This window comes from Paraburkholderia sp. J94, from assembly GCF_905220285.1.
Classification (GTDB): domain Bacteria; phylum Pseudomonadota; class Gammaproteobacteria; order Burkholderiales; family Burkholderiaceae; genus Paraburkholderia; species Paraburkholderia tropica_A.
Genome location: NZ_CAJMZH010000001.1, coordinates 667,126 through 680,960, shown reverse-complemented (window position 1 = coordinate 680,960; position 13,835 = coordinate 667,126). Strand labels below are relative to the sequence as shown.

At 63.8% G+C, this 13,835-nt stretch carries 11 protein-coding genes; 10 read left to right on the top strand and 1 reads right to left on the bottom strand.

Translation table 11 applies throughout. The features are described 5' to 3' along the window. Positions 1 to 127 precede the first annotated feature (127 nt). Positions 128 to 1,642: an MFS transporter gene (locus tag U4Y88_RS02995; RefSeq protein ID WP_321782147.1), complete on the top strand. Its 1,515-nt coding sequence runs from the start codon at positions 128 to 130 to the stop codon at positions 1,640 to 1,642. A gap of 29 nt (positions 1,643 to 1,671) precedes the next feature. Here the strand turns inward: U4Y88_RS02995 and U4Y88_RS02990 are convergent, their stop codons facing one another. Beyond that, complete coding sequence (locus U4Y88_RS02990; protein ID WP_321782145.1) at positions 1,672 to 2,706, bottom strand: LacI family DNA-binding transcriptional regulator; 1,035 nt, start codon at positions 2,704 to 2,706, stop codon at positions 1,672 to 1,674. Positions 2,707 to 2,924: 218 nt separating this feature from the next. Between U4Y88_RS02990 and U4Y88_RS02985 the strand changes: the two genes are divergently transcribed. The 9 genes from U4Y88_RS02985 to U4Y88_RS02945 all read left to right on the top strand — a co-directional run bounded on the left by U4Y88_RS02985 (position 2,925) and on the right by U4Y88_RS02945 (position 13,787). Next, complete coding sequence (locus tag U4Y88_RS02985) at positions 2,925 to 4,091, top strand: sn-glycerol-3-phosphate ABC transporter ATP-binding protein UgpC (protein ID WP_321782143.1); 1,167 nt, start codon at positions 2,925 to 2,927, stop codon at positions 4,089 to 4,091. Between the two features lie 130 nt (positions 4,092 to 4,221). Then, positions 4,222 to 5,484 carry an ABC transporter substrate-binding protein gene (locus U4Y88_RS02980; protein WP_321782141.1) on the top strand — a complete coding sequence of 421 codons (1,263 nt, stop codon included), beginning with the start codon at positions 4,222 to 4,224 and terminating at the stop codon, positions 5,482 to 5,484. Between the two features lie 104 nt (positions 5,485 to 5,588). Continuing rightward, positions 5,589 to 6,494 carry a sugar ABC transporter permease gene (locus tag U4Y88_RS02975; RefSeq protein ID WP_321782139.1) on the top strand — a complete coding sequence of 302 codons (906 nt, stop codon included), beginning with the start codon at positions 5,589 to 5,591 and terminating at the stop codon, positions 6,492 to 6,494. Between the two features lie 19 nt (positions 6,495 to 6,513). Next, complete coding sequence (locus U4Y88_RS02970) at positions 6,514 to 7,365, top strand: carbohydrate ABC transporter permease (protein WP_224010006.1); 852 nt, start codon at positions 6,514 to 6,516, stop codon at positions 7,363 to 7,365. A gap of 69 nt (positions 7,366 to 7,434) precedes the next feature. Then, positions 7,435 to 9,402: a beta-galactosidase gene (locus U4Y88_RS02965; RefSeq protein WP_321782137.1), complete on the top strand. Its 1,968-nt coding sequence runs from the start codon at positions 7,435 to 7,437 to the stop codon at positions 9,400 to 9,402. Between the two features lie 108 nt (positions 9,403 to 9,510). Beyond that, the gene (locus tag U4Y88_RS02960) at positions 9,511 to 10,674 is read left to right on the top strand and encodes an arabinogalactan endo-1,4-beta-galactosidase (RefSeq protein ID WP_321782135.1); all 1,164 of its coding nucleotides are present in this window, start codon (positions 9,511 to 9,513) and stop codon (positions 10,672 to 10,674) included. A 344-nt stretch (positions 10,675 to 11,018) separates the two neighbouring features. After that, positions 11,019 to 11,696 carry a response regulator transcription factor gene (locus U4Y88_RS02955; protein ID WP_310629971.1) on the top strand — a complete coding sequence of 226 codons (678 nt, stop codon included), beginning with the start codon at positions 11,019 to 11,021 and terminating at the stop codon, positions 11,694 to 11,696. A 5-nt stretch (positions 11,697 to 11,701) separates the two neighbouring features. After that, positions 11,702 to 13,069 (top strand): HAMP domain-containing sensor histidine kinase, encoded by a 1,368-nt coding sequence (locus U4Y88_RS02950; protein ID WP_321782133.1) that lies wholly within the window; start codon positions 11,702 to 11,704, stop codon positions 13,067 to 13,069. After that, entirely contained in the window at positions 13,011 to 13,787 is a 777-nt protein-coding gene (locus U4Y88_RS02945; protein ID WP_321782131.1) for a response regulator transcription factor, read from the top strand. Before U4Y88_RS02950 ends, U4Y88_RS02945 begins: the two co-directional genes overlap by 59 nt. The last annotated feature ends 48 nt before the right edge of the window (positions 13,788 to 13,835 follow it).

The following is a 13,835-nucleotide window of genomic DNA, read 5'->3' as shown; positions in this document are numbered from 1 at the left end:
ACACTTCGAGCCACTTCTTTTCAGCGCGGCGCCGCGAGAGGCGCCCAGGGGAAAGCGTGACGCACACCATCGTCGGCGGGGCTGCGGTTGCTTCACGCGGCGCGCGCGTTCATGACGGAGCGCGCCGATGAGATTGCGCGCGCTGCCCGACTTCTCGCCGCTGCGCGTGTTCTTCTTCACGGTCGCGCTGGGCGGCGCGGCGGGCGTGGACTTCGTCGCCTCGTCGATGATGGGCATCGCCGGCACGCACATTCGCGGCGGCGTGCATGCCTCGCCCGAAGATTTCCTCTGGAGCATGACGTCCTACGCAGCGATGGCGAGCGTGGCGAATCTCATGCTCGCGCGCATCGCGCGGCACACCAGCTATCGTTCGTACACCGTGGCCGGTCTGCTTGTGGCGGCGCTCGGTTCGCTGCTGTGTGCGCTCTGCGAAACGCCGCTCGAATTGACGATCGCGCGCGGCGTGCAGGGCTTCGGCGCGGGCGGCCTGTTCGCCGCCTCGCGCATCCTCATTCAACTGGTGGCCGCGCGCGACGAACGCGGGCCGCTCTTTATCGGCTTCAATATCGGCTCGCTGGGGCTTTCGGCGATCACGCCCTGGCTCGCCGCCGAACTCGTGGAAAGCGCCGCCTGGCAGATGGTCTTCGCGATCCAGGTCGTGCTCGCGCTCGTGGTGCTGGTGCTCGTGCTGCTCACGTATCCGCATCGCGTGACGCCGGCTGGCGGCCTCTGGGAACTCGATATCGATCCGATGGACTGGCCCGTGGTGGTTCTGTTCGGCCTCGGCGCGATGGTGCTCATGCACGGACTCGGCGACCTGCGCTTTTACGAATTCGCGAGTTCGCCCTCGGTCGCGCTCACGCCGCTCGTGGGTTTCGCGCTGATCGGCGCGGCCTTCCTGCGGCTGCATCGCGAACCGCAACTCTGGCTCGATCCGCACGCGCTGCTCGGCCGCCGCTATCTCGTCGGCATTCTGTTCTACGCGATCTACTATTTCCTCAACGGCCTCTGGAATTACCTGATTCCGACGCTGCTGCAAAGCGGCTTCGGTTTCGGTTTTCAGGTCACGGGCGAAGTGCTGACGTGGGCGTCCACCTTGAGTCTCGGCGCGATGCTGTGCTTCTCGCTGATCGCGCCCAAGCTGTTCGGCCAGCGCCGCTATATCGCGCTCGGTTACGTGCTGTTTTCCGTCGCGCTCTTGATGCTTTCGCTGCGCACGATGACCGGTGCGTCGATGGATGTGATCCTGCCCGCGCTGTTCCTGCAGGGCTTGACCGTGCCGTTCGTGATGGCGCAAGTGGCGGGCATGACCTTCGTCGATTTCGCCGAGGACGATTTCCAGCACGCCTACGCGTTCAAGAACATCGTGCGGCAGATCGCGACCGCGAGCGGCACGGGCGCGGCCAGCCTGTGGCTGCAATACGGCGAGGCGATCGCGCGCACGCGGCTCGTCGAGCGCATCACGCCGTTCGATCTCGGCGGCATGCCGCCGATGCCCGAGATGATGCGCATGGCCGCCGCGCTCGAAACCCAGGCGACGCTCGTGGCGAGCGCGAATCTGCTGTCCTGGCTGGCGGTTTTTTGCGGCGGCGTGGCGGTCATTGCGCTGGTGATTCGCTGGCGCACGGATCCCGCTGGCTAGCCTTCAAACCACATCATTCGGTATCCGTACTATTTCGCCGCCGCACGACGCGTACGCTTTCGCACCGGCCCGGTGGAATCGCGCACGACGAGTTGGGGCGGCGGTCCGATCGCCATCGACGGCTCCTGCACCGGCTCGCCGATCAAGCGGATCAGGCTGCTGATCGACAGCTCCGCCACGGCTTCGGTCTGGATCGCGACGGTCGTGAGGGCGGGGCGCACCTGATGCGCCAGCTGGATATCGGTGATGCCGATCACCGAGACATCGCCGGGCACGGCGAGCCCCATGCCCACCAGCGCCTGGATCGCGCCAATCGCGAGCAGGTCGTTCGACGCGAAGATCGCCGTGAGTTCAGGATGCTCGGCCATCAGCGTCATGCAGGCCGTGTGGCCCGCGTCGATCGAGTCGCGCACCTGCATTTCAGCCACCGCGCGCGGCACGCCGCCTTCGGCGAGCGCCGCGCGAAAGCCGTCCGAGCGCGCGTCCTGCAAGCCGCCGCAGCCGTCGCCGATCAGCATGCCGATCTTGCGATGACCGAGTTCGAGCAGATGTTGCGCCGCGAGCGTGCCGGCGCGCGCGAAGTCGACGGCCACGCAGGGCAGCGCGGGCGGCTTTTCCGGGTGCTCCCACATCGCCAGCAGGATCGGGCCGTTGTGCTTCGCCGAGATGCACAGCTCGTTCATGGCGATGTCGGTGTTCATCACGAGCACGCCGTCGGCGAAGGTGCCCGCGATCTGGTTGAGGTAGGCGCGGCCGATCTGCGCGTCGTCGTCGGTATTGCAGACCATCAGGAAATGGCCGGCCTTGCGCGCCGCGCGCTCGGCCGCCAGCACGAACTCGGGATAGAACGGGTTGGCGATGTTCGAGAGCATCAGCGCCAGCGTGGACGAGCGGCCCTGCGCGAGCGCGCGCGCGTTGAGGTTGGGGCGGTAACCCAGCTCGGCGATGGCCTTGAGCACGCGCTCCGCCGTCTCCGGGCGGACCTTCTCGCGGTTGCGCAGCACGTTCGAAACGGTGGCCGCGGTGACGCGGGCGCGTCGCGCGACTTCTGACAAGGTGACCATGTGCAGCCTTTAGTGTCTCGTTTCCCACATTCAGGGACTGCGACTCAAATGTTGCAAGCCGCCGGGGGAATTTGATAATTTTCACCCACACCGCGCCGGGAAGGCGATGCGTGCAGGATAATACCGTTCAGCAATTTAAGCGGTTAAATCCCCAGCGCACAAGCCCCCGGCCATATTTATAGCGTAGAATTTAAGCGCTTAAATCTGGAGGAGACAACATGGCGACGATCCAGCTATCAAACGTCGGCAAGCAATACGGCGACCACGCGCCCGTGATCCGGCGCGTCGATCTCGACATTGGCCACCACGAATTCTGTGTGTTCCTCGGCCCCTCGGGCTGCGGAAAATCCACCTTGCTGCGCATGATCGCGGGCCTCGAAGAAGTCACCGAGGGCGAGTTGCGCATCGGCGGGCGCGTCGTCAACGACGTGCCGGCGGCGCAACGCGGCGCGGCGATGGTGTTCCAGAGCTACGCACTGTTTCCGCACATGACGGTGTTCGAAAACATGGCCTTCGGCCTGAAGATCGCCAAGGTGCCGAAGCCCGAAATCGAGCGCCGCGTGCTCGACGCCGCGCGCAGCCTGCAACTCGACACGCTGCTCGACCGCCATCCCAAGGCGCTCTCGGGCGGCCAGCGCCAGCGCGTCGCCATCGGCCGCGCGATCGTGCGCGAACCCGGCGTGTTCCTGTTCGACGAACCGCTTTCCAACCTCGACGCCGCGCTGCGCAGCCACACACGTGTGGAAATCGCGCGTCTGCATCAACGCTTCGAAAACGCCAGCGTGGTCTACGTCACGCACGATCAGGTCGAAGCGATGACGCTCGCCGACCGCATCGTGCTGCTGCATGCGGGCGCGGACATGGAGAAGTACGGCAGCGTCGCGCAAAGCGGCGCGCCGCTGGAGCTTTATCACCATCCGAAGTCGCGCTTCGTGGCGGGCTTCATCGGTTCGCCGCGCATGAATTTCATCGACGGCACGGTGGACGCCGTGAGCGAGGAGGGCGTGCACGTCGCGCTCGCGGGCGGCAGCGACACGCTGCTCGCCTGCGTCGACGGACGCAGCCTGCAACGCGGCGAACGCGTGACGCTGGGCGTGCGGCCCGAGCATCTGCGTCTGGACGGCGAGGGTCAGTCGATCGCGGGCGCGACCGTGCTCGCGGAGCGTCTGGGCGAGCACAGCTATCTGCACGCCGATCATGCGGCCGGCACGCTGGTCGCGAAAGCGCCCGGCGACACGCCTATCGGCGTGGGCGAGCGGCTGCGCGTGCGCGTGCCCGCCGAGGCCTGCCATCTGTTCGACTCGGCGGGACTCGCGCTCAAACGGCTGGCCGTCGCGCGCACGAACACCGATGCCGGTTCGACTGCGGCTGCGGCGCTGATCTGATACAACGCCATCGCGAGAATTCAGCTTGACCCCGCCATCAGAGCGGGCGGTTTGCACGACAGGCAGCACAGGCAGGTCAGCAGTAAAACCACGCAGGACAGGCAAACAACGCACATCTGGAGACAACAACATGTTCGCACAACGCTTCCGCAGCTTCGGCACGCTCGCGCGCGCCACGGCGGCCGTGACGCTGGTGGCCGCCACGCTCGCGAGCGCCGGCGCCGACGCGGCCACGCTCACCGTCAACGTGTCGGCGCGCGGCAATCAGCGCTCGACCTGGCAAGACGCCTTCGACAAGTTCAAGAAGGCCAATCCCGACGTCGACCTCAAGGTCGCGTATGTCACCGAAGAAGCCTACAAGGTGCAGATGAGCGGCTGGCTCGCGACCGATCCGCCCGACGTGGTGTCGTGGCACGACGGCGAGCGCATGGCCTACTACGCGCAACGCGGCCTGCTCGAAGACCTGTCGTCCGACTGGGCGAAGAACGGCTGGAACGAGCAATACGCCTCGGTCAGGGAAGCTTCGACGTTCAAGGGCAAGCAGTACGCCGCGCCGCTCGGCTATGACGCGTATGGCTTCTTCTATCGCAAGGACCTGTTCCAGAAGGCCGGCATCAAGGAAGAACCGAAGACCTGGGACGAGTTCCTCGACGCCTGCAAGAAACTCAAGGCGAGCGGCGTGCAGCCGATTGCCGTGGCCGCGCGCGACAGCTGGACGCTCGCCGCGTGGTTCGACTATCTGGACCTGCGCATCAACGGCAACGCGTTCCATCAGCAATTGATGGCCGGTGAAATTCCCTATACCGACCCGCGCGTGAAGAAGGTTTTCACCGCCTGGAAGACGCTGATCGACAACCACTACTTCATGGACAACGCGCTGTCCTATGACGTCGACTCGATCGCGCCGGTGCTCGTGAACGGCAAGGCCGCGATGATGCTGATGGGCACGTTCTTCTCGGCGAGCTTCCCGGCCAACATGAAGCAGGACGTGGGCTTCTTCCGCTTCCCGATCATCGACGCCAACGTGCCGACCGCCGAAGACGGCCCGGTGAACGTGCTGCTGATTCCCGCGAAGGCCAAGAATAAGGCCGACGCGCGCCGTCTGCTCGCCTTCATGGAGTCGCCGCAGATCAACGCCGATCTCGCGCGCGGCTGGGGCCAGCTGCCGTCGAACAACAAGGCGGCCGAGCCGGAAGACGCGATCTCGAAGGTCGGCTTCCAGACGCTCGCGAACACGAAGGGCGGCATCGCGCAGTTCTACGACCGCGACATGCAGAAGGAAATGGCCGACGAAGGCATGAAGGCGATGCAGCAGTTCTATTCCGATCCGACGCAGATCGACGCGCTGCTCGCGCGCCTCGAAACCACGCGTCAGCGCATTTACCACAAGTAAATCGCGCGTCATGGTGTAACGGCCGGCGGCGCTCAGCCGCCGGTCCACTGCGGAGATTGTTTTCCGCTTGATTCGCAATCCGTAATAAAAGTCGAGGCCTGAACATGTCCGATACCGTAGCGCGCCCCATGGGGGCGGCGCGGCCGCGTCGCGCGTCCACGGCGCGGCGCCAGCAGAATCGCGCCGCGCTGTATTTCCTGTTGCCCGGCGGCGTGCTGTTCACGCTGTGCGTGATCTACCCGATTTTCAGCAGCATCGCGCTTAGTTTCTACAACTGGGATGGCATGACCGAAAAGACGTTCGTGGGCCTCGCGAACTACATCGAGTTATTCCAGACCGACACGTTTTATACGGCGCTCAAGAACAATCTGCTCTGGCTCGTGCTGTTCCAGCTCGCGCCGCCCTTCGGGCTGATGTTCGCGCTGTATCTGAATCAGACCGTGCGCGGCATCCGCATCGTGAAGTCGCTGTTCTTCGCGCCGTTCGTGCTTTCGGGCGTGGTGGTGGGCCTCGTGTTCTCGTGGTTCTACGACCCCACGTTCGGCCTGCTGCGCCTGATTCTGGGCCACGGCGTGCCGGTGATCGGCGATCCGAAGCTCGTCACCTACGGCATCATCTTCGCCGCGCTCTGGCCGCAGACGCCGTTCTGCATGGTGCTCTATCTCACCGGCCTCACGTCGATCAACCCGGAAATCGTGGAAGCCGCGCGCATGGAAGGCGCGAAGGGTTTCAAGCTTTTCTGGCACGTGATCCTGCCGCAATTGCGCCCGGTGACCTTCATGGCGATCGTGCTGACCGTGATCGGCGCGCTGCGCAGTTTCGACCTGATCGCGGTGATGAGCGGCGGCGGCCCGTTCGACAGCTCCACCGTGCTCGCCTATTACATGTACGACCAGGCCATCAAGTATTACCGCGAAGGCTATTCGGCTTCGATCGCCGTCGTGCTGTTCGCCATCATGCTGGTCTACATCGTGTTCCATCTGCGCCGCATGCTGCGCGAAGAACACTGAATTCAAGGGAGTTGTCTTTATGTATCCGCTTCCCGTCGAACGCTGGAAACCCGCGAATCGCGCGCTCTACAAACTCTCGCTGCCCATTGCGCTGGTGATCTGGCTGCTGCCGATGCTCGCCGTGCTGATTACCTCGATCCGTTCCACCGAGGAACTGCAGCAAGGCGATTACTGGGGCTGGCCGAAGCATTTCGCCTTATTCGATAACTACGGCGCGGCGCTCACGCAAACGCCGATGCTGCATTACTTCGCCAATAGCGTGTTGATTGCCGTGCCTTCGGTAATTGGCGCAATCGTATTGGCGTCGATGGCGGGCTTCGCGCTCTCGACCTACAAATTTCGCGGCAATACGGCGGTGTTGTTTGCTTTCGTCGCGGGCAATTTCGTGCCGATCCAGATTCTCATGATTCCGGTGCGCGACATGGCGCTGCGCGTGGGGCTCTACAACACCGTGTGGGCGCTGATTATTTTTCACGTCTCGTTTCAAACGGGTTTCTGCACGCTGTTTCTGCGCAATTTCATCAAGCAGCTGCCGTTTGAATTGATCGAGGCGGCGCGTGTGGAAGGCGCGAGCGAGTGGACCATTTACTGGCGCATCGTCATGCCGCTCGTGCGGCCCGCGCTCGCGGCGCTCGGCATTCTGGTGTTCACCTTCGTCTGGAACGACTACTTCTGGGCGCTCTGTCTCACGCAAGGCGACGACGCCGCGCCGATCACCGTGGGCGTGGCCGCGCTGAAAGGCCAGTGGACCACGGCATGGAATCTCGTGGCGGCGGGCTCGGTGCTCGCGGCGCTGCCTTCCGTGCTGATGTTCTTCGCCATGCAAAAGCATTTTGTCGCGGGTCTCACCTTCGGCGCCAGCAAGGGCTAAACGAATCCTCGCGGGTGTCGAAGGTGCTTTTTCCGCTGTTCAACGTTTAACCGTACCGGGTTTTTAATCATGCAAATCGGAGTCTGCTACTACCCCGAACAATGGCCGCGCACGATGTGGGCCGACGACGCGCGGCGCATGGCCGAACTCGGCATCTCGCACGTGCGCATCGCCGAATTCGCGTGGAGCCGCATGGAGCCGCGCAAGGGCGTATTCGACTGGGCGTGGCTCGACGAAGCGGTCGAAACGCTCGCGGCGCGCGGCCTGAAGGTCGTGCTTGGCACGCCGACGGCTTCGCCGCCGAAATGGCTCGTCGATTCGATTCCCGACATGCTGCCCGTGCGCGCGGACGGCACGCGCTGGAATTACGGCTCGCGCCGCCATTACGACATCGCGAGCGCGGCGTATCGCAAGGAGTGCGTGCGCATTACCGAAGCGATGGCGCAACGCTACGGCAAGCATCCCGCCGTGGTCGCGTGGCAGACCGATAACGAACTCGGTTGCCACGACACGGTGCCGAGCTATTCGCCCGCCGCGCAACAGCGTTTCCAGGCGTGGCTCGCGCAGCGCTACGGCAGCATCGAGGCGCTCAACGAAGCCTGGGGCAACGTGTTCTGGAGCATGGAGTATCCGTCGTTCGAGACGGTCGGCCTGCCGGTGCTCACGCCCACCGACGCCAATCCCTCGCATCTGCTGGATTTCCGCCGTTACATGTCCGACGAAGTGGCGAGCTTCCATCGCGAGCAGGCCGACGTGCTGCGCCGTCACGCGCCGAACGCGGACGTGCTGCACAACTTCATGGGCTTTTTCACGACCTTCGATCACTACGAATTCGCGGCGAACAAGGCCATCGACGTGGCGACGTGGGACAGCTATCCGATCGCGCGCACCGAGGTGATCGGCGTGCCGGAAGCGGACAAGGCGCGTTATGCGCGCACCGCGCATCCCGATGTATCGGCTTTCGATCACGACCGTTATCGCGCGATCGGCGCGGGCCGTTTCTGGGTGATGGAGCAGCAGGCCGGTCCCGTGAACTGGGCGCCGTGGAATCCGGTCCCCGCGAAGGGCATGGTGCGCCTGTGGGCCTACGAGGCCTTCGCGCATGGCGCGGAACTCGTGTCGTATTTCCGCTGGCGTCAGTGCCCGTATGCGCAGGAGCAGATGCATTCGGGCCTGAATCTGCCGAATAACGAACTGTCGCCGGGCGGTCAGGAAGTGGAGCAGGCTGCGCGTGAAATCGCGCAAAGCGACACGTTGCGCACGCTCGCCGCGCCAGAGCGCGCCGCCGTGGCGCTTGTGTTCGACTACGAGACGCAATGGATGTTCGAGATTCAGCGCCACGGCGTGGGTTTCGATTATCAGACGCTCGCGTTCGACTATTACAGCGCGCTGCGCGAGCAGGGCCTCGACGTCGATATCGTCTCGCGTCACGCGGATCTTTCGGCGTACCGCCTCGTCGTGGTGCCGTCGCTGGCCGTGCTCGACGACGCGTTCATCGACAAGGTCGAGCAGAGCGGCGCGCGCTGGGTGTTCGGTCCGCGCACCGGTTCGAAGACCACGCACTTCGCGATTCCCGGCAATCTGCCGCCGGGGCCGCTGCAACGCGTGCTGCCGCTGCAGGTGCTCGAAGCCGAATCGCTGCGGCCCACGCTCGCTCCCGCGCTTGCGCTTGGCGATGTGCGCGGCGCGGCGCTGCACTGGCGCGAGCACGTGCGCGCGAATGCGGGCGCGCAGGTCGACGCCAAGTTCGAGGACGGCTGGCCCGCGCTGCTGTCGAATGGCCGCGTGCAATACGCCACGGCATGGCTCACGCACGATCTGCATCGCGCGCTGCTGGGCGACGCGGCACGTGCCGCCGGGCTCGCCACGCAGACGCTGCCCGAAGGCGTGCGTCTCGCGCGACGCGGCGGTCTGAGCTTCGCGTTCAACTTCGGCGAAGCGCGCGTGCGCGTTCCCGCGCCCGAAGGCGCGGAGTTCGTGCTGGGCGCGGCGGAACTCGCGCGCGGCGACGTCTGCGCGTGGCGTGATCCGCGATGAGCTGATTCATCACGCAGGGCACGCCGGAATGCTGGCCGGCGTGCCCTGACTATCAGGCGGACCGTCGCAGCGTTCGCAGGGCCCGCCGCATACCAAGGAGGAGCACAGATGAATCGAAGAGACATGCTGTCCTGGCTGGCCTGCACCGCGCTTGCGTCGGGCGCCTCGCTTCCTGCCATTGCGCGGGCGGCCGAAGCGGCCAGCGAGGCGCGCGGCGAACACGGCGAACGCCTCGCGATGGGTGCCGACGTATCGACGCTACTCGAACTCGAAGCAAACGGCGCGCGCTTCTACGACCACGGCAAGGCCGACGACTGCCTGCGCATCTTCAAGCATCACGGTCTTGACGCCATCCGCATCAAGGTCTGGAATGATCCTGGCAATCCTGATTATTTTCCGGCGAACCAGAGTCCGGCCGCCGGTTACAACAACGCGAAGCATGTGCGCATGCTCGCGCGCCGCGCCGCCGAACTCGGCCTGCGCGTGCTGATCGACTTCCATTACAGCGACTGGTGGGCCGATCCGGGCAAGCAATATCCGCCGCATGCGTGGGCGGGCAAGGATCTCGCGCAGACCTGCGACCTGCTCGGCGAATACACCACGAGCGTGCTGCGCATGCTGCGCGAAGAGGGCGTGCGGCCCGAATGGGTGCAGACGGGCAACGAGATCACGGGCGGCATGCTCTGGCCGCTCGGCAAGTACGATCAGTGGGACAATCTCGCGACACTGCTCAAGACGGCGCACGACGCCGTGAAATCCGTCGATCCCGACATCAAGCACATGCTGCATATCGATAGTGGCGGCGACAACGCCAAGAGCCGCTGGTGGTTCGACAGCGCCGTGCAGCGCGGCGTGAATTTCGATCTGATCGGGCTGTCGTATTACCCGCAATGGCAAGGCTCGCTCGACGATCTGCAGAACAACGCCAACGATCTTTCGGCGCGCTACGGCAAGGACATCATCGTGGTGGAAACGGCTTTTCCGTGGACCACGAGCGACGGCGACTCGGAGCCCAACGCGATGACGAATACGGGCACCGTCACGTTCCCGCCTTCGCCGCAAGGTCAGGCGCAATTCTTCGCGGCGCTGACGAATGTGGTCAAGAGCATTCCGAACGGGCGCGGCAAGGGCATCTTCTGGTGGGAGCCCGAGTGGATTCCCACGCCCAATGTGGGCTGGAAGGTGGGCGCGGGCGATCAGTGGGACAACAACACGCTGTTCGACTTCCACGGCCACGCGCTCTCGTCGATCGACGTGTTCAAGACGCGCTAGCGTAGCGGGGCGCCTGCCCGCATTTCTCCCTTTTTTCTCCAAAGGCTGGCGCGCGTCCTTGACGGACACGCGCGTTGGCCGTCAATTCCGTCAATTCGTCCCTTCCATTGCGGCGTTTTGTCGCCTGCTGCTGTCCCGCACCCGCGTCACGACGGCACGACGCCGATTCCGGCGCTGTTCCGCAGCCATCGAGCCTGCGCTTCGATGGCATACTGCGCCCGCGCGACGCCCGCCGATCTCCCCACGCGTCAACCTAAAGGATTCTTCATTCTTGCCCATTGCGCCTTTGCGATACTGATCGCAAAGCGGGCGGTGATCGGCGCCCATTTCAATCAGGTCGAATCATGAGCAAAATTCTCACCATTGAAGACGATCCCATCGTCGGCCGGGATATCACGGAAGAACTCACCAACGCCGGGTTCGAAGTCGAATGGGCGCGTACGGGCGCGGAAGGAATTGCACGCGCGCTCAGCCCGGAATTCGACGCCATCACACTCGATCGCGTCTTGCCCGGCATCGACGGCCTCACGATTGTCAAAACGATACGCAGTGTGGGAATCGAAACGCCGGTGCTGATGATCAGCGCGCTCACCGACGTCGACGAGCGCGTGACCGGCCTGCTCGCAGGCGGCGACGATTACATCGCCAAGCCGTTTTCCGCAACGGAAATGCGCGCCCGCATTCAGGTGCTGCTGCGCAGAAGAGGGCGGCTTCAGCAACAGGTCGTCACGACATTGAAAGTCGAAGACCTCGAAATCGACCTGATCGCGCGATCGGTGAGCCGCGCGGAAATCGAAGTCAATCTGCCGCCCGTCGAATTTCGTCTGCTCGAATATCTCGCGCGCAATTCCGGGCAAGTCGTCACGCGCACCATGATTTTCCAGTCGGTGTGGGACATGCATTTCGATCCGGGCACAAATCTGATCGAAGTCTATATCGGCAACTTGCGCAAAAAGATCGACAAGCCAGGCCTCAAGCCGCTGATCAAGACGATCCGCGGATCGGGATATATGCTTGGATGAGCCGTATGAAGATGAGCCTTTGGCGCAGCGCGATTTTCCGGCTGCTGTTGATTTACGGATTCGTGTTTGCAGGCTCGATGTCCGGCGTCGTGTATATGAATTACTGGAATTCGGCTTCCTATACGGCGACGCAGGCGGACTACAACATCGCCTGGCAATTCGCCTATTTCTCCGCGCTGCCCGCCGAGAAAGTGCCCATGCAGATTGCCGCGCATATTCGCAGCGAAATGCGCCGCCCGGTCAATTTCTACGGGCTGTTCAACGGCAATCACCGGCACATTGCGGGCGACATTCTCGCGTTTCCCGCCAACGTGCAGCCCGACGGCGACGGCGTCTGGAGCAAACCGATTCTCGCCGAGCAGGCCGCCGCGCGTCCCGAGTATATGCGCACCAAGGCGATGAAACTCGAAAACGGCGACATTCTCGTCGTCTCGCGCGACGTCGACGAAATGTCCCGATTGCGGGCCTATATGCTGGGCGGACTGGCATGGAGCGCGGCCATCGTCGTGCTGGGCGGCCTGGCGATCGGCATCCTCGTATCGACAACGCAATTGCGCCGTGTCAGCGACGTACGCCGCGTCGTGCAGCAGATTACGCGCGGCGACTTCGAAGCGCGTTTGCCCGAAGCGGGCCGCGACGAAATTGCGTGGCTGTCCACCATGGTCAATCACATGCTCGACGAAGTCTCGCGGCTCATGCACGAAGTGAAGGGCGCGAGTGACGGCATCGCGCATGATTTGCGCACGCCCGTGATTCACATTCGCTCGCTGCTGGCGCGTATTCAGGGCGACGAGTTGTCCGCATCGCACGCGCAACTGCTGGAGCAGGCGCGCGAAGAAACCGAGGACGTGCTGCAGCGTTTCGCCGCCATCATGCGCATTTCCGAAATCGAATCGATGAAACGAAAAAAGGGTTTCAGCGATGTCGAAATCGATGCGTTGTGCCGCAAGGCCGCCGATCTTTATCAACCTGTTGCCGCCGCCAATGGCCTCGTTTTCAGCGTCGATCTGCGCACGCGCGCGACCATTCGCGCCGATTACCCGCTGATGTTCGAGGTGCTCGTGAATCTGCTCGACAATGCGATCAAATTCACGCCCGAAGGCGGAACGGTCGAACTGAGTCTCGTGGATGGCAGCGATGGCCCGACCATCGTGGTATCGGATTCCGGCCCCGGCATTCCCGACACCGAACGCACGGCGGTCTTTCAACGCTTTTATCGCAGCGATCTGACGAGCGTGGTTCCCGGTTCGGGGCTAGGACTTTCGGTGGTGCAGGCGGTCGTGCGGCTGCATGATTTCGGCCTGACGCTTTCGGATGCGCGTCCGGGCCTGTGCGTCAGGCTCGATTGCTGGGCGCAATTCAAGCGCGATTGAGCCCAACCCGAGCCAACCCCGATCTAAACCGAGGAGACGTTGCATGCGCATCCTTTGCATCGGCGCCGAGCGGCGGCGGCGCTATCTCGCCAGAGCGCTGGAGGAATCGAACCATAGCGTCGTCGAACTCGACGGCGCCGATGACGCCGCCTGGCTCGCCAGCACGGAACATATCGACGCGATCATCGCCCTGACCAACGGCGAGGCCGAACACGTCACGCGAGCGCTCGCGGCCCGACCGGCACACACCGTGCTGGTGATCGTCGACCTGCGCGGCACGACGGAAGCGCGCGTCAAACTGCTCGAATCGGGCGCGGATATCTGTCTCGACGAGCCTTACGACTACACCGAGCTGCATGCGCGCCTGCATGCCATCACGCGGCCAGGCAAGAGCGAGGCGAATTCGGCGGCGCAAGGCAGCACGTCACGTCAGGCGCTGCTGTCGCTGTCCACGCGCAGCCTGATATGCCGTGACGGCAGCGCGCTGCTGCTGCGGCGCCGGGAATATCTGCTGATGGATCGCTTGCTGCGCAATCCGGGCGAGGCGGTCCGTCACGCGGAATTGGTCGATTATGTGTTCGGCGAACTCGAAGTGGATCCAACTTCGCTTCACAGGCTGGTGTCGCGATTGCGCGGACGTTTTCTAAAGGCTCGCGCGCCGGTGAGTTTGATCGGTATTCCGCGTGTCGGCTATCGGGCCGATGTGGAAATTCCATAAGAAAATCAAAGCTGAAAAGGCCGGTCTTTGGGGCGTTCCAATCGAGTG

Bases quoted from the DNA above. Each gene is read 5' to 3' on its own strand.
- U4Y88_RS02985 (WP_321782143.1), top strand. From the start codon at position 2,925: ATGGCGACGATCCAGCTATCAAACGTCGGCAAGCAATACGGCGACCAC.
- U4Y88_RS02975 (WP_321782139.1), top strand. From the start codon at position 5,589: ATGTCCGATACCGTAGCGCGCCCCATGGGGGCGGCGCGGCCGCGTCGC.
- U4Y88_RS02970 (WP_224010006.1), top strand. From the start codon at position 6,514: ATGTATCCGCTTCCCGTCGAACGCTGGAAACCCGCGAATCGCGCGCTC.
- U4Y88_RS02955 (WP_310629971.1), top strand. From the start codon at position 11,019: ATGAGCAAAATTCTCACCATTGAAGACGATCCCATCGTCGGCCGGGAT.
- U4Y88_RS02995 (WP_321782147.1), top strand. From the start codon at position 128: ATGAGATTGCGCGCGCTGCCCGACTTCTCGCCGCTGCGCGTGTTCTTC.
- U4Y88_RS02950 (WP_321782133.1), top strand. From the start codon at position 11,702: ATGAAGATGAGCCTTTGGCGCAGCGCGATTTTCCGGCTGCTGTTGATT.
- U4Y88_RS02980 (WP_321782141.1), top strand. From the start codon at position 4,222: ATGTTCGCACAACGCTTCCGCAGCTTCGGCACGCTCGCGCGCGCCACG.
- U4Y88_RS02960 (WP_321782135.1), top strand. From the start codon at position 9,511: ATGAATCGAAGAGACATGCTGTCCTGGCTGGCCTGCACCGCGCTTGCG.
- U4Y88_RS02945 (WP_321782131.1), top strand. From the start codon at position 13,011: ATGCGCGTCCGGGCCTGTGCGTCAGGCTCGATTGCTGGGCGCAATTCA.
- U4Y88_RS02965 (WP_321782137.1), top strand. From the start codon at position 7,435: ATGCAAATCGGAGTCTGCTACTACCCCGAACAATGGCCGCGCACGATG.
- U4Y88_RS02990 (WP_321782145.1), bottom strand. From the start codon at position 2,706: ATGGTCACCTTGTCAGAAGTCGCGCGACGCGCCCGCGTCACCGCGGCC.